The following is a 20608-nucleotide window of genomic DNA, read 5'->3' on the forward strand; positions in this document are numbered from 1 at the left end:
GGCAGGCAGAAGGAGAGTGGATATGCGTAAGATCAGCCTGGCTCTGGGCTTCATTGCGGGCCTTGTCGCCATCACCCCGGTTGCTGCGCAGGCGCGCGGCTGGGATGACCGCCGCGATGCCCGGCAGGATTATCAGCGCGATGTGCGCGAAGCTGAGCGCGATTATCGCCGCGATCTGCGTCGCGCCGACAGCCGTCGCGACGTCTGGGAAGCCCGCCGCGATTATCAGCGCAATCTGCGCGAGGCGCGGCGCGAACATTATCGGGACACCCGCGGCTGGCGCGGTGACCGCCGCAACGATGGCTGGCGCGACGACCGCTATCGCCGCGACGGCAACTATTATCGCGGCTGGTGAACGGGAACGGGCGGTCCCCATTCCGTTTGTGTCGAGCGAAGTCGAGACGCGTCTTCGAGCGCAGTCGAGAAGCCCTCGGCTGCGCTCGGGCGGTCCCTCGACTTCGCTCGGGACAAACGGGCTCTAACCGAGCTAGCGCCCTCAGCCCTGCGGCGGGACCGGAGGTGCCTGTTCGGCCTCCGGCACCGTCAGCCCGTTCTTCATCAGCATCGGCAGTTGCGCGATGCCGAAGACGATCGAAACCAAGGTCAGCCCCCAGGTCTTGATCGTCAGCCAGTCGCCGAACGAGACGCTGTAACGCAGCACCTCATTGGCGACCGCCATGGCGAGGAAGAACCACGCCCAGTTGCGCGACAATTTCAGCCAGCCGGCGTCGGAAAGTCCGTCATAGGCGGCTTCCAGCACATATTTCAGCATCGGCTTGCCACGTGCGAGGCCGATGAACAGCAACCCGGCCAGGCCGACATAGATGATCGTCGGCTTGATCTGGATGAAGCGTTCGTCGTGCAGATAGATGGTGAGCCCGCCGAAGCCGATCACCAGCACCGCCGTCAGCCACAGCATCGGCGAGACATGGCCCAGGCGGATCTTGGACACGAGCACGGCCGCGCAGATCGCGATCATGAACACCGCGGTGCCCACGAACACGCCGTAAAACTTATAGGCGAGGAAGAAGACGAGCAGCGGCCCGAAATCGAGCAGCAGGCCCAGCCCGCCGCCATTCTTTTTCTTGGCCGGAGTGGCCGTCGTGTCGGTCATTATTTCACACCCGCTATCGCCCGCGCGACTTCCACCGCGTCGAACGGCCTCAGATCATCCATCCCTTCGCCCACGCCGATCGCATGGACCGGCAGGCCGTATTTCTCCGCCGCGGCGACGAGCACGCCGCCGCGCGCGGTGCCGTCGAGCTTCGTCATCGCCAGACCGGTAACGCCCGCGGAATCGCGGAACACCTCGATCTGGTTGAGCGCGTTCTGTCCCGTCGTCGCATCCAGCACGAGCACAACGTCGTGGGGCGCCTCCGGGTTCAGCCGGCCCAGGACTCGTCTGATCTTCGTCAGCTCGTCCATCAGTCCAGCCTTGTTCTGCAAACGACCGGCGGTATCGACGATCAGCACGTCGATGCCGGTCGCGGTGCCCTGCTTCACCCCTTCATAGACGAGGCTCGCGGCGTCGCCGCCTTCCTGGCCGGAGATGATCGGCACGCCGACCCGATCCGCCCAGATCTTGAGCTGGCCGATCGCGGCGGCGCGGAAGGTGTCGCCGGCGACGAGCATGACCGAATAGTCCTGCTCCTTCAGATAATGGGCCAGCTTGGCGATGGTCGTGGTCTTGCCCGATCCGTTGACGCCGATCACCAGGATCACCTGCGGGCGCGGGAACGCCTCGATCTCCAGCGGCTTAGCGACAGGCGCAAGAATCTTGGCGACTTCCTGCGCGACGATCTCGCGCACCTCATTCTCGGTCAGGCCCTTTTCGTAACGCTCCTCCGAAAGCCGCTCGCGCACCTTTGCGGCGGTGACGGGGCCGAGGTCGGACGCGATCAGCGCTTCCTCGATCTCGTCGAGCGTCGCCTTGTCGAGCTGCGCCTTGGTGAACAGGCCGGTGAGATTCTCGCCAAGCTTGTCCGACGTGCGGCGGAAACCGCCGAGGATCTTCTGGTGCCAGGGGGTATCGTTCATGCGGCTTCCGCGATGAGGGTGTCTTGGACCCGGCCGGTGATGCGGACGGGAAGGATTTGGCAGGCGAAACTCTTGCCGTCATCCCAGCGAAGGCTGGGGTCTCGTGCCGCTGGGCGTTCGCCCGAAGGATAGAGATCCCAGCCTTCGCTGGGATGACGCAATTGGATGCGCGCGAAATTCTCGGCATGGCCGGTCTCGCCGTCGCGTTCGATCAGCACGCGCTGGACGGTGCCCATCTGCAAATCAAGCCACGCCGCGCGCCGCGCCTCCGCCACCTCGCGCAGCGTCTTCGCCCGATCGCGGATCGTCTCGCGATCAAGCTGCGGCATCCGCGCCGCCGGCGTGCCGGGCCGCGGGGAGTAAGGGAAGATATGGCCGAACACCACGTCGCAATCGTGGATCAGCGCGCGCGTGTTCGCCGCCATCGCCTCATCCTCGGTGGGGAAGCCGGCGATCAGGTCGGCACCGATCGCGATCTCCGGCCGCTTCGCCTTGAGCCGTTCGACGATCGCCACCGATTGCGCGCGGCTGTGGCGGCGCTTCATCCGCTTGAGAATCATATCGTCGCCCGCCTGCAGCGACAGGTGAAGATGCGGCATCAGCCGCGGCTCGCCGGTGATGATCTCGAACAGCCGATCGTCGATCTCGACCGAGTCGAGCGACGAAAGCCGGAGTCGTTCGAGCTGCGGCACATGCGTGAGGATACGCTCGACCAGCATCCCCAAGGTCGGCGAACCCGGCAGATCGGGGCCATAGCTGGTCAGGTCCACGCCGGTCAGCACCACCTCGTGATGGCCGGCATCGACCAGCGCCTTGATCCGGTCGATGACGAGACCTGCGGGCAGTGATCGGCTGTTCCCGCGGCCATAAGGGATCACGCAGAAGGTGCAGCGATGGTCGCAGCCATTCTGCACCTCGACAAAGGCGCGGGCATGCTCGGCAAAGGCGGCCGCCATATGCGGTGTCGTCTGGCGAACCGCGAAGATATCGGAGACGCGGATTTCGGCCCGCTCCGCAGCATGCGTCATCCCAGCGAAAGCTGGGATCTCGTGCGGCTGATCGCCCACTTTTGCCTCCTGAGATCCCAGCTTTCGCTGGGATGACGGAGTTGGAGGGGGGGATGGAAAATGGAACGATGCGGGGTTCAACTTCTCCGCATTCCCCACCACCCGGCTCACCTCGGGCATGGCCGCGAAGGTTCCGGGCTCGGTCTGCGCCGCGCAGCCAGTGACCACGATCCGCGCGTCGGGGCGGGCGCGATGGGCCCGGCGGATCGCCTTCTTCGCCTGGCGCACCGCTTCCGCGGTCACTGCGCAGCTATTGACGATGACGAGGTTTTCCGCGTCCCCCGCAGCCACGCGCATCGCCTCGCTTTCCGCGATGTTGAGCCGGCAGCCCAAGGTGATGAGCTCGGCTCCGCTCAAAGCGCGGCCTCGCCGGTGAAGACGTGTGTGGCGGGGCCGCTCATCAGCAACTGGCCTTCGGCCCCTTCGGCCAGGCGCAGGCTGCCGCCGGGCAGGTCGAGCCGCACCGACGGCGCCAGCTTGCCGAGCCGCCGTCCGGCCGCGAAAGTCGCGCAGGCGCCGGTGCCGCAGGCGCGCGTCAGGCCGGCGCCGCGCTCCCAGGTGCGCATCACCAGATGATCGGGTGCCAGGATATGCGCGACATTGACGTTGATCCGCTCCGGGAAGGCGAGATCATATTCAATCTCCGGCCCCAGCGTTTCGAGCGGCACGGCATTGGTGTCGGGCACGAAGAAAACGAGGTGCGGATTGCCGACATTCACCGCGGCCGGATGCGCAAGCTCGCCCCACGCCAGCGGCAAGGCGCGCGTATCCATGGCATAGGCCAGCGGGATCTTGTTCCAGTCGAAGTTCGGCAGCCCCATGTCGACGGTCGCGCCATCGCCTTCGAGCGCCGCCAGCAGCACGCCCGCCGGCGTGCGGATCGAAACGTCGCGGCCTACCAGCACCGGCACGCAGCGCGTCGCATTGCCGCAGGCGGAAACTTCGGAGCCGTCGGCGTTCCAGATCCGCATCGAAACGTCGGTATCGTCGCCGGGGCCGATCAGGATGATCTGGTCGCACCCGATGCCGAGATGGCGGTCGGCAATCGCTCGTGCCCGATCTGCATCGATCTCGACGGGCCGCTCACGCGCGTCGACGACGACAAAATCATTGCCTAACCCGTGCATCTTGTGAAAGCGAAGCGCCATGGCGCGCGATCTAGGCACCCGGACGGCGGAAGTCCACAAAGAGGCGATCGAGAAGCAGGCCGAGGAGGTGCTGCACTTCTGGTTCGTCGAGACCCCTGCGGCGAAACGCTTCGCCAAGGATGACGCGCTCGACGCGGAAATAGCGGCGCGTTTCGGCAGCTTGATCGACGAGATCGCCGGCTGCCACGCTGCAATCTGGCGCGCGCAGCCCCGCACGCTGCTGGCGGCGATCCTCGTCCTCGACCAGTTTTCCCGCAACACGCGACGGGGCAGGGCCGATGCCTTCGCCAATGACCCGCTCGCCCGCGCGTTGACGAACGAGGCGATCTGCAAGGGTTGGGACGAAGGCTTCAGCGCCGAGGAGTTGCAGTTCCTCTACATGCCTCTGATGCATTGCGAGCGGCTGGACGAGCAGTTGCGCTCGCTCGACCTGTTCGACGATGTCACCGAAGAATCAGCCACGTACGCCCGGCTCCATTGCGAGCAGATCGCCCGCTTCGGCCGCTTCCCCGGCCGCAACGACGCGCTGGGGCGGAAGAGCACCGTCGCGGAAACGGATTTGTTGAAAGCGCCGGGGGCGGGCTTCTAGTTCATTCCGGCTGCGCCGGCTCGTCCGCGGGGATCATGGGCGCTTCCCGCGCGGGCTCCCCCGCCGGCGTGAGCTGGTCGGGATGCTCGCTCGGGCCGCTTGGCGGGCTGTCGGGATGCGGGTCGGGCGGTGCGCTGGCCATGGAAATGTCCTCCTTCGGCACCAACGCCGCGTCATCCGCCGCCGTTCCAGCTTGCCCCGCGCGTGTCTCCTGCTATAGACCCCGCCGACCGGCGGTCCCTGCGGGCGTGGCGGAACTGGTAGACGCGCCAGATTTAGGTTCTGGTATCGTAAGATGTGGGGGTTCGAGTCCCTTCGCCCGCACCAGCTCCGCGCCACAAGCGCGCGGGCGGACGCCAACGAAATTCAACCCGGAAGGCTCTGGAATAATCCGATGCAGACTGTCGAGACTTTGAACGAGGGGCTGAAGCGCGCCTACACGCTGACGATTTCGGCCAAGGACATTCTCGCGCGCGTCGACGCCGAGGTGAAGCAGGTCGCCCCGCAGATCCGCATGCCGGGCTTCCGTCCCGGCAAGGTGCCCGCCAACCTTGTCAAGAAGATGCACGGCCCCGCGCTGGAGCAGGAAGCGCTGAACAAGGCGGTGCAGGAAGGCGTCCAGTCGCTCCTCGCCGAGCAGAAGCTGCGACCGGCGATGCAGCCGGCGGTCGAACTGACCGATGGCTATGAGGCCGGCAAGGATGCCGAGATCAAGGTCAGCCTGGAAGTTCTGCCCGACGTGCCGACCCCGGCCATCGACGGCCTGAAGCTCGAGCGCCTGACCGTCGAGCCGACCGCCGAGGAGATCGACGAGGCCGTCAACCGCATCGCTTCGCAGCAGAAGAGCTATGAAGAGACCGGCAAGACCCACAAGGCCGCCGCGGGCGACCTGGTGGTCATGGACTTCGCCGGCTCGGTCGACGGCGTCGCCTTCGAAGGCGGCACCGGCGAGGCGATGTCGATCGAGATCGGCTCGGGCCGCCTGATCCCGGGCTTCGAGGACCAGCTCATCGGCGCCAAGGCGGGCGACACCCGTTCGGTCAAGGTCGCGTTCCCCGACGACTATCCGGTCGATAATCTCAAGGGCAAGCCGGCCGTGTTCGAGGTGAAGGTCACGGAGATCAAGAAGACCAAGGAAACCGTCGCCGACGACGAGTTCGCCAAGGGCCTGGGCCTGGAAGGCATCGATCAGCTCCGCAACCTGCTCAAGGATCAGGTCGCGCAGGAACTCAACAACCTCACCCGCACCCACATGAAGCGCAAGCTGCTCGATCAGCTCGCCGCGAGCCACGACTTCCCGGTGCCGCCGACGATGGTCGAGGCCGAATTCGGCCAGATCTGGCAGCAGCTCGAGCATGAAGCCACGCATGAGGCCGATCCCGAAGCCGCCCGCGCGGAAATGGAAAAGGACCGCGACGACTATCAGAAGATCGCCGAGCGCCGCGTCCGCCTGGGCCTGCTGCTTTCGGAAATCGGCCAGAAGAATGGCGTCGAGGTCTCCTCGCAGGAGATGCAGCGCCTGATCATGCAGGCCGCGCAGCAGTATAACCCGAAGGATCGTGAGCGGTTCATCCAATATGTCCAGCAGGACCCGATGGCTGCCGCGCAGCTCCGCGCTCCGCTCTATGAGGACAAGGTCGTCGACTTCCTGTTCGACAAGGCCGAGATCAGCGATCGCGGCGTGACCCGCACCGAGCTGGAAGCGGCGATCGAGGCCGATGACGACAGCATCGGCAGCGGCCATGTCCACGGCCCGGGCTGCGGCCATGACCACCATGATCATGACCACGACCATGATCATGCCGAAAAGCCCAAGGCCAAGAAGGCCGCGCCGAAGAAGGTCGCTGCCAAGGAAGCCGAGGCCGGCCCGGCTGAAGTGACCGAGGAAGCGCCCGCCGCCAAGAAGGCTCCGGCGAAGAAGGCCCCGGCCAAGAAGGCCGAAGCTCCGGCCGAGGAAGCTGCCGCGGAAGCGCCGGCCAAGCCGAAGAAGGCCCCGGCCAAGAAGAAGGCCGCGGAATAATCTTCACGGCGATGAAAAGAGAGGCCGGCGGTTTCCGCCGGCCTTTTCTTTTTCGCGGGTGAAGGATCGTGGGGACATATTCACTTTTCGCCGCTAGACACGCCCGCCATGCATGCCGACCTCGCCCCGCTGCGCATCGCGGTGATCCTGCCCTGTTATAATGAGGCGGCCGCCATTGCCGGCACGGTCGCCTCCTTCCGCGCTGCGCTGCCGCAGGCGATGGTCTATGTCTTCGACAATAACAGCAGCGACGGCACGGCCGAGGTGGCTGCCGCCGCCGGTGCGATCGTCCGGACGGAGCGGATGCAGGGCAAGGGCCATGTCGTCCGCCGCATGTTCGCCGATGTCGATGCTGACATCTATGTGATGGCCGATGGCGACGCGACCTATGATGCGTCGGCCGCGCCGCGCATGGTGCAGATGCTGGTCGACGACCGGCTCGACATGGTCGTCGGCGCCCGCCAGTCGGAGGTGGAGGAGGCTTATCGCCGCGGCCATCGGCTCGGCAACCGGCTGTTTACCGGCATGCTCGCGCGCCTGTTCGGCCGCAGTTTCAGCGACATCTTTTCGGGCTATCGCGTGTTTTCGCGCCGTTTTGTGAAAAGCTTCCCGGTCCTCTCCGAAGGCTTCGAGATCGAGACCGAGATCAGCGTCCACGCGCTCGAACTCCGGATGCCGGTGGCCGAACTGGTGACCGCTTATGGCGCGCGGCCGGAAGGGTCGGTGTCGAAGCTGTCCACCTATCGCGACGGCTGGCGCATCCTGAAGACGATCGCGACCCTGTTCCGCATCGAGCGGCCGGTGCTGTTCTTCGGCGCGATCGGTATCGCGTTGGCTGCACTCGCGGTGCTTCTCGCGATTCCGCTGGCCATCACCTACGCGCAGACCGGCCTCGTGCCACGCATGCCGACAGCGATCCTTTCGACCGGGCTGATGATCCTCGCCTTCCTCAACGGCTTCTGCGGGCTCATCCTCGATACGGTGGTCCGTGGCCGGCGCGAGGTGCGGCGGCTTGCCTATCTTTCCTTCCCCGCACCGGGGGCTTAACCCCCTTGAACTCGTCTTCCTGAACGCCGATGTTCGGGAACGACAGAAAAGCATAAGGACCTGGATCTTCCCATGCACAATCCGTTCGAGACCGGCCAGTTCACTCCTCCGGGGTTCCGCGCCGACCCGATCACCGGCGCGCTCGTGCCGATCGTCATCGAGCAGTCCAACCGTGGCGAGCGCAGCTTCGACATCTATTCGCGGCTGCTGCGCGAGCGGATCATCTTCGTGACCGGCGGCGTCGAGGATCATATGGCCTCGGTCATCACCGCCCAGCTTCTGTTTCTCGAAGCCGAGAATCCGAAGAAGGACATCTTCATGTATATCAACTCGCCGGGCGGCGTGGTGACGGCGGGTCTCGCGATCCACGATACCATGCAATATATCCGCCCCCGCGTTGGCACCGTTTGCATCGGCCAGGCCGCCTCGATGGGCAGCTTCCTGCTCGCCGCGGGTGAACCGGGGATGCGCGTCGCGCTCACCAATTCGCGGATCATGATCCACCAGCCGTCGGGCGGCGCGCAGGGCATGGCGAGCGATATCGAGATCCAGGCGAAGGAAATTCTCCGGATGCGCCATCGCCTTAACTCGCTTTATGCGAAATATACCGGCAAGCCGATCGAAGAGATCGAGCAGGCGATGGATCGCGACAAGTTCCTCGAAGCGGACGAGGCCAAGGCCTTCGGTCTGATCGACGAAGTGTTCGATAAGCGCCCGGCGCCTGCGGAAGAAGCCGCGGCCGCGTAAACCCATTCTACGGCGGGCTGTGACAGATTCGGCATTGCCCGCCGGGAAAAACCGGGTTTAGGATGGCTGACAAGCGAACGGCCGGCGTTTCGGGCCGAAGGAAAGAAGTATGACGAAACTGAGTGGCGGCGATTCCAAGAGCACTCTCTACTGCTCGTTCTGCGGCAAGTCGCAGCACGAGGTGCGCAAGCTCATCGCCGGCCCGACCGTGTTCATCTGCGACGAGTGCGTGGAACTCTGCAACGACATCATCCGCGAGGAAACGAAGTCGGCGCTCGTCAGCAAGAAGGACGGCGGCGTTCCGAGCCCGCAGGAAATCTGCAAGGTGCTGGACGATTATGTGATCGGGCAGAGCCAGGCCAAGCGCGTGCTCTCGGTCGCGGTCCATAACCATTACAAGCGGCTTGCCCACGGCGCGAAGGGCGCCGATGTCGAGCTTGCCAAGTCGAACATCCTGCTCGTCGGCCCCACCGGCTGCGGCAAGACCTTGCTCGCACAGACGCTGGCGAAGACGTTCGACGTGCCATTCACGATGGCCGATGCCACCACGCTCACCGAAGCGGGCTATGTCGGCGAGGATGTCGAGAACATCATCCTGAAGCTGCTTCAGGCGTCCGACTATAATGTCGAGCGTGCGCAGCGCGGCATCGTCTACATCGACGAGATCGACAAGATCAGCCGCAAGGCGGACAACCCCTCCATCACCCGCGACGTTTCGGGCGAGGGCGTGCAGCAGGCGCTCCTGAAGCTGATGGAAGGCACCACTGCTTCCGTGCCGCCGCAGGGCGGCCGCAAGCATCCGCAGCAGGAATTCCTGCAGGTGGACACGACCAACATCCTGTTCATCTGCGGCGGCGCCTTCTCGGGCTTGGAAAAGATCATCGGCGATCGCCTGCAGGGCAAGTCGATCGGCTTCGGCGCTTATGTCGCGGCCCCCGAAGAACGCCGCACCGGCGAGGTGCTGCGCCAGTGCGAGCCGGAAGATCTGCTGAAGTTCGGCCTGATCCCCGAATTCGTCGGCCGTTTGCCGGTGATCGCGACGCTCGAGGATCTCGACGAGCCGGCGCTGGTGAAGATCCTCGCCGAGCCGAAGAACGCGCTGGTGAAGCAGTATCAGAAGCTGTTCGAGATGGAGGACGTGAAGCTCGGCTTCAACGACGACGCCCTGTCGTCCATCGCCCGCAAGGCGATCGACCGCAAGACCGGCGCCCGTGGCCTCCGCTCGATCCTCGAAGGCATATTGCTCGACACCATGTTCGATCTGCCGTCGATGGACGGTGTGGACGAAATCATGGTCGACAAGGACGTGGTCGAAGGCCGCAAGGAACCCGTCCGCGTCTTCGCCAAGAAGGGCAAGGAAGCCAGCCCGGCGGCTTGAGCTGCCGGGCGCTCTGCGCGCCACGTACCGCCCCTAACGTCACCCGCGAAAGCTGGGGTCTCAGGCGGCATCCCCCACGTCATGCCAGCGGAAGCTGGCATCTCGTGCGTGAGGCGCTACGCTCAGCCCCATGATCCGCGGGGGCTGGACCTACATCATGACCAATAAGCCGCGCGGCACATTCTATGTCGGCGTGACAGCCGATCTTGCCGCGCGGATTTCACAGCACAGGACTGGTATCGGCGCGGCCTTCTGTCGCCGCTACAATCTCGACCGGCTCGTCTTGGTCGAGGAGCATTCTACGATTGAGGAAGCGATCGCGCGCGAAAAGGCGCTGAAGGCGTGGCGCCGCGAGTGGACGATCGAGTTGATCGAGAAGTCCAATCCGGGGTGGCACGATTTGGCAGAGCATCTCGTATAAGCCGCCTGAGATGCCAGCTTTCGCTGGCATGACGAAAGGGGGCATTGCACCGGACCTCTAAGCCGCCGCGCTCAGCGTCCTTCCCCGCACCATGTCCGCCGCCTTCTCCGCGATCATCATCGTCGGCACATTGGTGTTGCCGCTGACGAGGCGCGGCATCACCGAGGCGTCGACGACGCGCAGCCCTTCAATGCCGTGGACGCGGAGCTGGGGATCGACCACGGCCATCGCGTCACGCCCCATCCGGCAGGTGCCGACGGTGTGGATATCGGCCGATGCGGTGGCGCGGACATAGGTGTCCAGATCGGCGTCCGACACGGCATCGGCGCCGGGGTTCAGTTCCTCGCCGCGATAGGGATCGAGCGGGCTCTGGCGGAAGATTTCGCGGGCACGGCGGATCGCTTCGCGCGCCAGTTGCCGGTCGCGTGTCGTGGACAGGATATTGGGGTCGACCAAAGGCGCGGCCATCGGATCAGCCGAGCGCAGGCGCAGCGTGCCCGTGCTGTCCGGCTGCAGGATGTCGATATGCGCGAAGAAGCCGTGGCGCTTGATGATCTCTCGCCCGAAATTCTCGTAGAGCGCCATGGCGAAATGGATCTTGATGTCCGAATCGGCGACGTCGGGAATGGCTTTCGCAAAGGTGATCGCCTCGATGCTCGATTGCGCGAGGGGGCCGCCAAGCCCCAGCGCATAGCGCGCCACTGCCATGCCGCCGGCGACCGGATTGATGAAATTATAGAGCGACACCGGCACGGTGCAGGCATGCTTCACCGATACCGCCAGATGATCGCGATAATTCTCGCCGACGCCGGGCAGGTCCGCGACGACGGCGATGCCATGGCTGCGGAGATGCTCGGCCGGGCCGACGCCCGACAGCATCAGCAGTTGCGGCGATACGATCGCGCCCGATGACAGGATGATCTCGCTGCCGGCATAAGCGCGCTGCACCTGGCCGCCACGGAGATATTCGACGCCGGTGGCGCGGCTGCCGGTGAAGAGGATGCGGGTCGCGCGGGCATCGGTAACCACGGTCAGGTTGCCGCGCTTGCGTGCGGGCTTCAGATAGCTGGCGGCGCTGGAGGATCGCTTGCCGCGGCCGATCGTCACGTCGGCCGGGGCGACGCCCATGCGGGTGGCGCCATTGCTGTCCTCATTCCATTCATGCCCCGCCGCGATCGCCGATTCGACGAACGCCCTGGACAGCGGATGGTTGATCCCCGGCCGGCTGACCCGCACCGGCCCGTCGCTGCCATGCCAGGCATCGGCGCCGCGCTCATAGCTTTCGAGCTTGCGGAAATAGGGGAGGACGTCGGCGAAGGACCAGCCTTCATTGCCCATCTGCCGCCAGCGCTCATAATCCTCGGCGGCGCCGCGATCATAGATCATGCCGTTGATCGAGGAGGAGCCGCCGAGCACCTTGCCGCGCGGCGAAACCATCACCCGGCCGTCGCAATGGGCCTGCGGCACAGTTTCGTACATCCAGGAAAACCAGCCGAGATGCAGGATCGGCAGCAGCCCGCCCGGCGCGCGGATGAACAGGCTGCCGTCGCGCCCGCCCGCCTCCAGCAGCAGCACCTTGGCGTCGCCATCTTCCGAAAGTCGCGCGGCCATCACGCAGCCGGCGGACCCGCCCCCGACGACGATATAGTCGTAACTGCCGTGCTTCATCGCCTGCTCCCATCCCTCATCCGGCGATTAGCACGGGCGTTCTGGAACGCAAAACGACAGTATTTGTGAAATATGGCCGCGCTTCGCGTAGTCAGTGGGCGGCAATCATCCCCGGACTGGCGGTGCGGGCGGCGATCCACGCCTGGTTGCGATCGATCATCCCGACGATGAAGGATCGCGGCCGCTTCATCAGCTTGGGGACATCGGGCGCGTCCATGCCGATCGACCGGCCGATCTCGGCAACGAAATGGACGCAATTCTCGCGGTTGAGGTTGTAGGATTTGCCAGGCTTGGTCCGCCACTTCTCCACAACCGCCATCAGCCGTGCATATTCCTCGTCACTGATGACGACCGACCCATGCGGGTCGCTCTCGGCGATATAATCGGGCTTGAGGCTGCGGACCTCGCCCGGCACCGATCCGAACAGGATGGCGGGGCTCAGCGCGATCGCGGTGAACCCATAGCTTGTGTCGACGGGCGTCCCATCCGCGTCCAGCGTTCCATGCAATGTGATGAAGGCATGCGGCAGCCGCGTGCCCATCTCGCGCGAGTAGAATGTCACCGTGACGGCGGCGTGGACGGGGACGGAAAAAAATATCGCGAGCAGGATCAGCAATCGGCGACCTTGCTGAAACCCGTGTAAGTTGTGCGTTTGCGCCATAAAATCAAAATGATCTGCCAGCTTACGGCTCACAACAGCGATCCGTGCACGCCACCCGTTGATGCGGATGAAAGGCGCGCCCATATATATTGAGAATCGAAGCGGTGGCCTGTTCGGCATCCGCACCGGAGTTTGCATGACCGAGACCCTTCCCGTCCTGCCCTTGCGCGACATCGTCGTGTTCCCGCAGATGATTGTTCCCCTGTTCGTCGGCCGGGACAAGTCCGTCGCCGCGCTCGAGAGCGCGATGGCGTCGGACAAGTCGATCTTCCTGGTGGCTCAACTCGATCCGGCCGAGGACGATCCCGATCGCGATGCGCTCTACGATCTCGGTGTCGTCGCCACGGTGCTGCAGCTTCTGAAGCTGCCGGATGGCACGGTCCGCGTGCTGGTCGAAGGGCGGCAGCGCGCCGCGCTCGCGGCGCTCGACGAATCGGGCGATCATCTCTCGGCCACCGTCGACCTGATCGAGGATCGCGAGGCCGAGGGCGACGAGGTCGCGGCGCTGATGCGGTCGGTGATCGAGCAGTTCGAAAACTACGCCAAGCTCAACAAGAAGATGCCGGCGGAAACCGCTGTCCAACTCGGGCAGATCGAAGATCCGTCGCGGCTGGCCGACGCGGTGTCCGCGAACATCAACATCAAGGTCGCCGACAAGCAGACCCTGCTGGTCGAGCTCGATGCTGCCAAGCGCCTCGAAATGGCCTTCGCCTTCATGGAGGGCGAGCTGGGTGTGCTGCAGGTCGAAAAGAAGATCCGCAGCCGCGTGAAGCGGCAGATGGAGAAGACCCAGCGCGAATATTATCTGAACGAGCAGTTGAAGGCGATCCAGCGCGAGCTGGGCAATGCCGAGGAAGGCGAGGGCGGCGACGAGCTGGCCGAGCTGACCCAGAAGATCGCCAAGCTCAAGCTCAGCAAGGAAGCCCGAGCCAAGGCGACGGCGGAGCTCAAGAAGCTGCGCACCATGGCGCCGATGTCGGCCGAGGCGACCGTCGTCCGCAATTATCTGGACGTGCTGCTGGGCCTGCCCTGGAACAAGAAGTCGAAGCTCAAGAAGGATATCGCCGTTGCGCAGGCCGTGCTCGACGACGACCATTATGGGCTCGAAAAGGTCAAGGAACGGATCGTCGAATATCTCGCGGTCCAGGCGCGCACCAACAAGCTGAAGGGGCCGATCCTGTGCCTCGTCGGCCCGCCCGGCGTCGGCAAGACCTCGCTCGGCCGCTCGATCGCCAAGGCGACGGGGCGTGAATTCGTGCGTCAGTCATTGGGCGGCGTGCGCGACGAGGCCGAGATCCGTGGCCACCGCCGCACCTATATCGGCTCGCTGCCGGGCAAGGTTGTCACCAACCTCAAGAAGGCCGGCACATCGAATCCGCTCTTCCTGCTCGACGAGATCGACAAGCTCGGTCAGGATTTCCGCGGCGATCCGGCCTCGGCGCTGCTCGAGGTGCTGGACCCGGAACAGAACAGCAAGTTCCAGGATCATTATCTGGAGGTCGATATCGACCTGTCGGACGTGATGTTCGTCACGACCGCCAACTCGCTGAACCTGCCGCAGCCGCTGCTCGATCGCATGGAGATCATCCGGCTCGAAGGCTATACCGAGGATGAGAAGGTTGAGATCGCCAAGGCGCACTTGGTCGACAAGCAGATCGAGGCACACGGGCTGAAGGCCGGCGAATTCACGCTGACCGAAGCCGGTCTGCGCGACCTGATCCGCTATTACACCCGCGAGGCTGGTGTCCGTACCTTGGAGCGCGAGATCGCCAAGCTCGCCCGCAAGGCGCTGCGCCGCATCCTTGAGGGCAAGGCCGAGACGATCGAGATCACGCCCGACAACCTGGCCGACTTCGCCGGTGTGCGGAAATTCCGCTTCGGCGTTGGTGAGGAGGAGGACCAGATCGGCGCCGTGACCGGCCTCGCCTGGACCGAGGTCGGCGGTGAGTTGCTGACCATCGAGGCGGTGACGATCCCCGGCAAGGGCGCCGTCGCCACCACCGGCAAGCTGGGTGACGTGATGAAGGAATCGGTCCAGGCCGGCTTCACCTTCGTCAAGGCGCGTGCCCCGAGCTACGGCATCAAGCCGAGCCTGATAAGCCGCAAGGACGTCCATATCCACCTGCCGGAAGGCGCGGTGCCCAAGGATGGTCCGTCGGCAGGCATCGGTATCGTGACCGCGATTGTCTCGTCGCTGACCGGCATTCCCGTCCGGCGCGAGATTGCGATGACGGGTGAGGTGACCTTGCGCGGCCGCGTGCTGCCGATCGGCGGCCTCAAGGAGAAGCTGCTGGCGGCACTGCGCGGCGGCATCACCCATGTGCTGATCCCGCAGGAGAATGAGAAGGATCTCGCCGAGATCCCGGCCAACATCCGCGAAGGCCTGAAGATCACGCCCGTCAGCCATGTCGATCAGGTGCTGGCGCTGGCGCTCGCCCAGCCCGTCACGGCGATCGACTGGACCGAAGCGGATGATCTTGCCAGCCAGCCCGTGCCGCCGCTGGCGGGCGGCGAGGCGCCTGCCATCCACCACTGATTCGCCCCGCATCGCGAGCGAAACACGCGCGGCTCCGAACATGGTTCGGGGCCGCGCTTCTCTTTTGTGCAGCGCAACGTGCAGCATGATTCGGAAAGGCGCGGGAATCAGCCCGTGCCCAAAACGGGACCAACCCCGTGAATCCCGCGATTTAGGCGCGTTTTTCCTTTTGACACCGGTATGGCCGCTGTTCTTAGATGCGCCCCCGGCCAAGGCCGCGACTCACGATAATTCGTACCTATCAAGGGGGTTCTGAAGGCATGAACAAGCAAGAACTGATTGCGTCAGTCGCCGAAGCGACGGGTCTCAGCAAGAATGATGCTTCGAAGGCCGTGGAAGGCGTGTTCGATGCGATCAGCGGCGCCCTCAAGAAGGGCGATGAAGTGCGTCTTGTCGGCTTCGGCACCTTCTCGGTTTCGAAGCGCAAGGCGTCGACCGGCCGCAACCCGCGCACCGGCGAGCCGATGAAGATCAAGGCTTCCAGCCAGCCGAAGTTCAAGGCAGGCAAGGGTCTCAAGGACGCCGTCAACTGATCGCCGCGCCGGCCGGCCCCGGGGGGGACCGGCCGGCCGGAAACGCGCGCGGGCATCTTCTCTCGCGCTTATGCTGCTTCGGGCTGGACAAGCCGGCGGCGCTCGCCTAATCGCCTCCCCGCGAAGCCGATCGCCAGCGCTGCTGGCCCTAAGATCGACCTCCGCCGCCGTCCGCAACGATGGCACCAAGCGAAGCGTGGGCGCGTAGCTCAGCGGTAGAGCACACCCTTCACACGGGTGGGGTCACAGGTTCAATCCCTGTCGCGCCCACCACGCTTCCCTTCCCCGCCAATCCGTCATCCCAGCGCAAGCTGGGATCTCAGGAGGCTGGCGTGGTGCGTTTGCCGCACGCGATCCCAGCTTTCGCTGGGATGACGATGAAGGGGAAAGCTCAAATATCCCCATCTTTCCCACCGCACAGAATTTCCATTCCTTGCGAGGAGGGGGCCTCAAGCCCTATCTCCGCGGTGACACAGAAACACAAAGGCCCGACATGACCGCCACGCATTCCACCCGCATGCTCATCCTCGGTTCCGGCCCGGCCGGCCTGTCCGCCGCGATCTATGCGGCGCGCGCGGGCATGGCGCCGATCGTGGTGCAGGGGCTGCAGCCGGGCGGCCAACTCACCATCACCACCGATGTCGAAAATTATCCGGGCTTCGCGGAGGTCATCCAGGGCCCCTGGCTGATGGAGCAGATGACCAAGCAGGCCGAGCATGTCGGCGCGCAGATGATGTGGGACACGATCGTCGAGGTCGATCTCTCGCAGCGTCCCTTCCGCCTCGTCGGCGATGGCGGCACCGTCTACACCGGCGACGTGCTGGTGATCGCCACCGGCGCGCAGGCGAAGTGGCTGGGCGTGCCCGGCGAACAGGAACTGGGCGGCAAGGGCGTTTCGGCTTGCGCCACGTGCGACGGCTTCTTCTATCGCGGCAAAGCGGTGACGGTGATCGGCGGCGGCAACACTGCGGTCGAGGAGGCGCTCTACCTCACCAACCACAGTCATGACGTGACCCTGATCCACCGCCGCGATTCGCTGCGCGCGGAAAAGATCCTGCAGGAACGCCTGTTCGCGCATCCCAACATCAAGGTGCTGTGGAACAAGAAGGTCGACGGCTTCGTCGACGGCGGCGGCACCGCCGGGCTGGTCGCGATCGACCTCACCGACACCGTCACCGGTGAGAAGGTGAGGCACGAGACCGAGGGCGGCTTCGTCGCGATCGGCCATTCCCCTGCGACGGCGCTGTTCCAGGGCCATCTCGATCTCGACGAGGATGGCTATATCGCGGTCGAGACCGGCAGCACGCGGACCAGCGTGCCCGGTGTGTTCGCGTGCGGCGACGTGATGGACAAGATCTACCGCCAGGCGGTCACCGCCGCCGGCACCGGCTGCATGGCCGCTCTGGATGCCGAGAAGTTCCTGGCCGAGGCGGATTTCGAGGCGACCAAGGAGACGGTGGCAGCGTAAGGTTCGCCTGCCACCTCACACCCAACCCTCCGTTTGTGTCGAGCGAAGTCGAGACACGTTTGCAGCGTTGGGCGTGTTTGGGGCCGTGTCTCGACTACGCTCGACACGAACGGGGTTATAGGAAGAAGGCGCCCTACCGCCCCACCTTCGCCTCAGCAAACGCCACCAGGTTTCCGAAGCTTTCGAGCAATTCGCCGTCCACCTCATCATCCTCGATGATGATGCCCAGCCGGTCCTCCAACTCAGTCAGCAGGCCGGCGACCGCCATGGAATCCAGCTCGGGCAGAGAACCGAACAGCGCCGTCTCGGCCGTCAGCGCAGCGGTGCGCTCCGCACCCAGGCCCAGCACGTCGCCCAGCACCGCGCGGACCATCGCCTCGACCTCGGTGGTATCGCCAGCCATCTTCTTCCCCATATTCCGGCAGACCCGAACGGCGGTCGCCTAGACGCTTCGCGGGCGCGCGACAAGCGGTGGCCGCTTTCCCCTGCGGCGCGACCGCGCTATCGCCGCCCGGCAGTTGCAACGAGGGGAGCCGAGGTGACAGCGACAGACCAGCCCGATCCCGCGCCCCGTCCGCTCGATCATCTGACGGCCATGGGCGCAACCGATGCTATGGCGCTCGTCGATCGGGCGGGTGCGCTCGATTATACCGGTCTCGAACGTGCGGTGGGCGCGCTCGCCCGCGCGCTGCAGGGCAGGGGGCTGGCAAAGGGCGCGCGTGTCGCTTCCTGGCTCGCCAAGACCCGCCTCGCAAGCCTCCTGCCGCTCGCCTGCGCGCGGGCTGGGCTCGTCCATGTTCCGATCAACCCGCTGCTGAAGCGCGCCCAGACGGCCCATATCCTCGCCGATAGTGGGGCGGAGCTGCTGATCGCCGGCGCCGGCCGCGCCCAGACCTTGGAGGCAAGCGACCGCCCCGCCGGCTGCGCGCTCCTGATCGAGGATGAAGCCGGGGCCGCCAGTCTCGCCGCGCAGGATGGCCTGCCGCCCTCCGCAGCCGACCCGGCCGATCTCGCCGCCATCCTCTACACCTCCGGCTCCACCGGGCGGCCCAAGGGGGTGATGCTCAGCAACGCCAATCTCTGGCTCGGCGCGGTCAGCGTCGCGCATTATCTGCGCCTCACTGCTGAGGACAGGACGCTCTGCGTGCTGCCCTTCAGTTTCGATTATGGCCAGAACCAGTTGCTCTCCACTTGGGCAGCGGGGGCATCGGCCTATCCGCTCGATTATCTGACGGCGCGCGACGTGATCCGCGCCGTGGACAAACATGGCATCACCACGCTCGCCGGTGTGCCGCCCTTGTGGATACAGCTTGCCGAGGCCGAATGGCCGGAGGAGACGGCGGCGCGGTTGCGGCGGCTCACCAATTCGGGCGGGCGTCTGCCGGTTTCGCTGGTGCGTAGATTGCGGACGCTGTTTCCAGCCGCCGATCTCTATTCGATGTATGGCCTCACGGAAGCCTTCCGCTCGACCTTCCTGGATCCCGCTCTGGTCGATGCGCATCCCGAATCGATCGGCCGCGCCATCCCCTTTGCCGAGGTGATGGTGGTGCGGCTCGACGGGGGCCTTGCCGGCGTCGGCGAGGCGGGCGAACTGGTCCATGCCGGCCCGCTGGTCGCGCAGGGCTATTGGCAGGATTATGAACGCACCGCGCAGCGCTTCCGCCCCGCGCCCGCTTTTTCCGAATATGGCGGCATGGCCGTCTGGTCGGGCGACACGGTGACGCGGGATGAAGGCGGATTGCTGCGCTTCGTCGGTCGTGATGACGAGATGATCAAGACGTCGGGCAACCGCGTCAGCCCGACCGAGGTGGAGGAGGCGGCGATCGCCACCGGCGCCGTCGCCGAGGCGGTTGCGATCGGTGTGCCGGACGACCGGCTGGGCGAGGCGATCCTGCTCGTCATCCGTGGCGATCAGGCGGGTGAGGGCGCGTTGCGTGACGCTCTCAAGCGCGAACTTCCCAATTTCATGCAACCGCGCGAGATCGTCTGGCGGGCGGAACTGCCGCGCAACGCCAATGGCAAGGTCGATCGCGCGGGGCTGAAGGCGGAACTGACGTCATGAAGCCGATGGGCAATATTCCCGCCGATTATGCCTCGCGCGACGGCGAGTTGCTGATCGGCGGCCGCACGGTCTCCGATCTGGTGGCCAAGGCGGGCGACACGCCGCTCTTCGTCTATGATCGCGCGATCATGGCCGCGCGTGTCGCTCGGCTCCGGGCCGCGCTGCCGGCCGAAGTCGCGATCCATTATGCGATGAAGGCGAACCCCCACCCGCAGGTCGTGGCCGCGTTCGCGGGCATGGTCGGCGGGATCGACGTCGCCTCGGCGGGGGAGATGCAGATTGCGCTCGCATCGGGCATGGCGGCTGATCACATCTCCTTCGCCGGTCCCGGCAAGCGTGATCGCGAGCTGGAAGCGGCGATCACCGCCGGCGTCACCATCAACCTCGAATCCTTCGCCGAAGGCTGGCGCGCGATCGCCGTCGCCGCGACGCTCGGCATCCGGCCGAAGCTCGCCGTGCGCGTGAACCCCGATTTCGAGATTCGCGGGTCGGGAATGCGGATGGGCGGCGGCGCCAAGCCCTTTGGCGTCGATGAGGCCGATGCCGCAGCACTCTGCCGCGACATGATCGCCGCGGGTGCGGACTGGCGGGGCTTCCATATCTTCGCCGGCTCCCAGGCGCTCGACGCCGCTGCGATCATCGAGGCGCAGGCTGCGACCGTGGCGCTGGCCGCGAAGCTCGCCGATCAGGTCGGTGCCGCGCCGCCGCTGGTTAATCTCGGCGGCGGTTTGGGTATCCCTTATTTCCCCGGCGAGCAGGTGCTGGATGTGGAGGCGATCGGCGCCGCGCTGGCGGACGTGCTCGGCCAGCGGGCTGATGTGCTGTCCACCAGCGCCTTCGCGATCGAGCTTGGCCGCTGGCTGGTGGGGGAGGCGGGCGTCTATCTGACGCGCATCGTCGACCGCAAGGTCAGCCATGGCGAGGTCTTCCTCGTCACCGATGGAGGCCTGCACCACCAACTCGCCGCCTCGGGCAATTTCGGCACCGTCGTCCGGCGCAACTACCCCGTCGCCGTCGCCACCCGCTTCGGTGCGGAGGCGGAGGAGACGACAAGCGTTGTCGGTTGCCTCTGCACCCCGCTCGATCGCCTGGCCGACAAGGTAGCGTTACCGCGCGCCGATGTGGGCGATGTGATCGCCGTCTTCATGGCCGGCGCTTATGGCGCCAGCGCCAGCCCGCAGGCCTTTCTCGGCCACCCACCGGCGCTGGAGATGCTGGTCTAGCGC

20 protein-coding genes and 2 tRNA genes are annotated in these 20608 nt (G+C 65.4%); 14 read left to right on the forward strand and 8 right to left on the reverse strand.

Going from position 1 to position 20608, the window contains the following annotated elements; all coding sequences use genetic code 11:
- Nucleotides 1-22 precede the first annotated feature (22 nt).
- Entirely contained in the window at nt 23-355 is a 333-nt protein-coding gene (locus tag ACFB49_RS00950) for a hypothetical protein (protein WP_380874871.1), read from the forward strand.
- Nucleotides 356-496: 141 nt separating this feature from the next.
- On the opposite strand, the gene ispZ is transcribed toward ACFB49_RS00950, so the two are convergent.
- The 4 genes from ispZ to dapF are packed head-to-tail and all read right to left on the reverse strand — an operon-like array spanning nt 497 to nt 4252.
- Nucleotides 497-1114 carry a septation protein IspZ gene (ispZ, locus tag ACFB49_RS00955; RefSeq protein WP_380874873.1) on the reverse strand — a complete coding sequence of 206 codons (618 nt, stop codon included), beginning with the start codon at nt 1112-1114 and terminating at the stop codon, nt 497-499.
- Nucleotides 1114-2037 (reverse strand): signal recognition particle-docking protein FtsY, encoded by a 924-nt coding sequence (gene ftsY / locus ACFB49_RS00960; protein ID WP_380874874.1) that lies wholly within the window; start codon nt 2035-2037, stop codon nt 1114-1116. Before ftsY ends, ispZ begins: the two co-directional genes overlap by 1 nt.
- A complete protein-coding gene (gene mtaB, locus ACFB49_RS00965; protein WP_380874875.1) occupies nt 2034-3461 on the reverse strand; it encodes a tRNA (N(6)-L-threonylcarbamoyladenosine(37)-C(2))-methylthiotransferase MtaB in 1428 nt (475 codons plus the stop codon). Before mtaB ends, ftsY begins: the two co-directional genes overlap by 4 nt.
- The gene (gene dapF, locus ACFB49_RS00970) at nt 3458-4252 is read right to left on the reverse strand and encodes a diaminopimelate epimerase (protein WP_380874876.1); all 795 of its coding nucleotides are present in this window, start codon (nt 4250-4252) and stop codon (nt 3458-3460) included. The genes mtaB and dapF overlap by 4 nt, the downstream gene beginning before the upstream one ends.
- On the opposite strand from dapF, the gene ACFB49_RS00975 reads away from it, so the two are divergent.
- The gene (locus tag ACFB49_RS00975) at nt 4251-4841 is read left to right on the forward strand and encodes a DUF924 family protein (protein ID WP_380874877.1); all 591 of its coding nucleotides are present in this window, start codon (nt 4251-4253) and stop codon (nt 4839-4841) included. The two genes, dapF and ACFB49_RS00975, sit on opposite strands and share 2 nt — an antisense overlap.
- Nucleotide 4842: 1 nt before the next feature.
- Here the strand turns inward: ACFB49_RS00975 and ACFB49_RS00980 are convergent, their stop codons facing one another.
- On the reverse strand, nt 4843-4983 hold the full coding sequence (locus tag ACFB49_RS00980; protein WP_380874878.1) for a hypothetical protein: 141 nt from the start codon (nt 4981-4983) through the stop codon (nt 4843-4845).
- Between the two features lie 100 nt (nt 4984-5083).
- On the opposite strand from ACFB49_RS00980, the gene ACFB49_RS00985 reads away from it, so the two are divergent.
- The 6 genes from ACFB49_RS00985 to ACFB49_RS01010 all read left to right on the forward strand — a co-directional run bounded on the left by ACFB49_RS00985 (nt 5084) and on the right by ACFB49_RS01010 (nt 10454).
- A tRNA-Leu gene (locus ACFB49_RS00985) sits at nt 5084-5168 on the forward strand.
- A 67-nt stretch (nt 5169-5235) separates the two neighbouring features.
- Nucleotides 5236-6861 carry a trigger factor gene (gene tig / locus ACFB49_RS00990; RefSeq protein WP_380874880.1) on the forward strand — a complete coding sequence of 542 codons (1626 nt, stop codon included), beginning with the start codon at nt 5236-5238 and terminating at the stop codon, nt 6859-6861.
- A gap of 108 nt (nt 6862-6969) precedes the next feature.
- Nucleotides 6970-7908 (forward strand): glycosyltransferase family 2 protein, encoded by a 939-nt coding sequence (locus ACFB49_RS00995; RefSeq protein ID WP_380874881.1) that lies wholly within the window; start codon nt 6970-6972, stop codon nt 7906-7908.
- Between the two features lie 72 nt (nt 7909-7980).
- Nucleotides 7981-8655, forward strand: coding sequence for an ATP-dependent Clp endopeptidase proteolytic subunit ClpP (gene clpP, locus ACFB49_RS01000; protein WP_380874883.1), 675 nt, complete (start codon nt 7981-7983; stop codon nt 8653-8655).
- A 109-nt stretch (nt 8656-8764) separates the two neighbouring features.
- Nucleotides 8765-10033: an ATP-dependent Clp protease ATP-binding subunit ClpX gene (clpX, locus tag ACFB49_RS01005; RefSeq protein ID WP_380874885.1), complete on the forward strand. Its 1269-nt coding sequence runs from the start codon at nt 8765-8767 to the stop codon at nt 10031-10033.
- A 130-nt stretch (nt 10034-10163) separates the two neighbouring features.
- Entirely contained in the window at nt 10164-10454 is a 291-nt protein-coding gene (locus tag ACFB49_RS01010; RefSeq protein ID WP_380874887.1) for a GIY-YIG nuclease family protein, read from the forward strand.
- Nucleotides 10455-10511: 57 nt separating this feature from the next.
- Here the strand turns inward: ACFB49_RS01010 and ACFB49_RS01015 are convergent, their stop codons facing one another.
- Nucleotides 10512-12122: a GMC family oxidoreductase gene (locus ACFB49_RS01015; protein ID WP_380874889.1), complete on the reverse strand. Its 1611-nt coding sequence runs from the start codon at nt 12120-12122 to the stop codon at nt 10512-10514.
- A gap of 91 nt (nt 12123-12213) precedes the next feature.
- On the reverse strand, nt 12214-12738 hold the full coding sequence (locus ACFB49_RS01020) for a hypothetical protein (RefSeq protein ID WP_380874891.1): 525 nt from the start codon (nt 12736-12738) through the stop codon (nt 12214-12216).
- 181 nt (nt 12739-12919) lie between these two features.
- Here ACFB49_RS01020 and lon point away from each other — a divergent pair, with 181 nt between their 5' ends.
- From lon to trxB, 4 genes are all read left to right on the forward strand, one after another.
- Nucleotides 12920-15319: an endopeptidase La gene (gene lon / locus ACFB49_RS01025; protein WP_380874892.1), complete on the forward strand. Its 2400-nt coding sequence runs from the start codon at nt 12920-12922 to the stop codon at nt 15317-15319.
- A 260-nt stretch (nt 15320-15579) separates the two neighbouring features.
- A complete protein-coding gene (locus tag ACFB49_RS01030; RefSeq protein WP_380874894.1) occupies nt 15580-15852 on the forward strand; it encodes an HU family DNA-binding protein in 273 nt (90 codons plus the stop codon).
- A gap of 198 nt (nt 15853-16050) precedes the next feature.
- Nucleotides 16051-16125: transfer RNA gene (locus tag ACFB49_RS01035), tRNA-Val, on the forward strand.
- 220 nt (nt 16126-16345) lie between these two features.
- Nucleotides 16346-17320, forward strand: coding sequence for a thioredoxin-disulfide reductase (trxB, locus tag ACFB49_RS01040; protein ID WP_380874896.1), 975 nt, complete (start codon nt 16346-16348; stop codon nt 17318-17320).
- A 133-nt stretch (nt 17321-17453) separates the two neighbouring features.
- Here the strand turns inward: trxB and ACFB49_RS01045 are convergent, their stop codons facing one another.
- Nucleotides 17454-17723, reverse strand: a complete 270-nt coding sequence (locus ACFB49_RS01045) for an acyl carrier protein (RefSeq protein WP_380874898.1) — start codon at nt 17721-17723, stop codon at nt 17454-17456.
- Nucleotides 17724-17858: 135 nt separating this feature from the next.
- Here ACFB49_RS01045 and ACFB49_RS01050 point away from each other — a divergent pair, with 135 nt between their 5' ends.
- The gene (locus tag ACFB49_RS01050) at nt 17859-19382 is read left to right on the forward strand and encodes an acyl-CoA ligase (AMP-forming), exosortase A system-associated (RefSeq protein WP_380874900.1); all 1524 of its coding nucleotides are present in this window, start codon (nt 17859-17861) and stop codon (nt 19380-19382) included.
- Nucleotides 19379-20605, forward strand: coding sequence for a pyridoxal-dependent decarboxylase, exosortase A system-associated (locus ACFB49_RS01055; RefSeq protein WP_380874901.1), 1227 nt, complete (start codon nt 19379-19381; stop codon nt 20603-20605). The genes ACFB49_RS01050 and ACFB49_RS01055 overlap by 4 nt, the downstream gene beginning before the upstream one ends.
- Nucleotides 20606-20608 lie beyond the last annotated feature (3 nt).

Source organism: Sphingomonas sp. DBB INV C78, assembly GCF_042693015.1.
Taxonomy (GTDB): Bacteria; Pseudomonadota; Alphaproteobacteria; order Sphingomonadales; family Sphingomonadaceae; genus Sphingomonas_E.

Bases quoted from the DNA above. Each gene is read 5' to 3' on its own strand.
- ACFB49_RS01015 (WP_380874889.1), bottom strand. From the start codon at position 12,122: ATGAAGCACGGCAGTTACGACTATATCGTCGTCGGGGGCGGGTCCGCC.
- dapF (WP_380874876.1), bottom strand. From the start codon at position 4,252: ATGGCGCTTCGCTTTCACAAGATGCACGGGTTAGGCAATGATTTTGTC.
- ACFB49_RS00975 (WP_380874877.1), top strand. From the start codon at position 4,251: ATGGCGCGCGATCTAGGCACCCGGACGGCGGAAGTCCACAAAGAGGCG.
- ACFB49_RS01010 (WP_380874887.1), top strand. From the start codon at position 10,164: ATGATCCGCGGGGGCTGGACCTACATCATGACCAATAAGCCGCGCGGC.
- ispZ (WP_380874873.1), bottom strand. From the start codon at position 1,114: ATGACCGACACGACGGCCACTCCGGCCAAGAAAAAGAATGGCGGCGGG.
- tig (WP_380874880.1), top strand. From the start codon at position 5,236: ATGCAGACTGTCGAGACTTTGAACGAGGGGCTGAAGCGCGCCTACACG.
- ftsY (WP_380874874.1), bottom strand. From the start codon at position 2,037: ATGAACGATACCCCCTGGCACCAGAAGATCCTCGGCGGTTTCCGCCGC.
- ACFB49_RS00995 (WP_380874881.1), top strand. From the start codon at position 6,970: ATGCATGCCGACCTCGCCCCGCTGCGCATCGCGGTGATCCTGCCCTGT.
- clpP (WP_380874883.1), top strand. From the start codon at position 7,981: ATGCACAATCCGTTCGAGACCGGCCAGTTCACTCCTCCGGGGTTCCGC.
- ACFB49_RS01055 (WP_380874901.1), top strand. From the start codon at position 19,379: ATGAAGCCGATGGGCAATATTCCCGCCGATTATGCCTCGCGCGACGGC.
- clpX (WP_380874885.1), top strand. From the start codon at position 8,765: ATGACGAAACTGAGTGGCGGCGATTCCAAGAGCACTCTCTACTGCTCG.
- ACFB49_RS01045 (WP_380874898.1), bottom strand. From the start codon at position 17,723: ATGGCTGGCGATACCACCGAGGTCGAGGCGATGGTCCGCGCGGTGCTG.
- ACFB49_RS00980 (WP_380874878.1), bottom strand. From the start codon at position 4,983: ATGGCCAGCGCACCGCCCGACCCGCATCCCGACAGCCCGCCAAGCGGC.
- ACFB49_RS01030 (WP_380874894.1), top strand. From the start codon at position 15,580: ATGAACAAGCAAGAACTGATTGCGTCAGTCGCCGAAGCGACGGGTCTC.
- lon (WP_380874892.1), top strand. From the start codon at position 12,920: ATGACCGAGACCCTTCCCGTCCTGCCCTTGCGCGACATCGTCGTGTTC.
- ACFB49_RS00950 (WP_380874871.1), top strand. From the start codon at position 23: ATGCGTAAGATCAGCCTGGCTCTGGGCTTCATTGCGGGCCTTGTCGCC.
- trxB (WP_380874896.1), top strand. From the start codon at position 16,346: ATGACCGCCACGCATTCCACCCGCATGCTCATCCTCGGTTCCGGCCCG.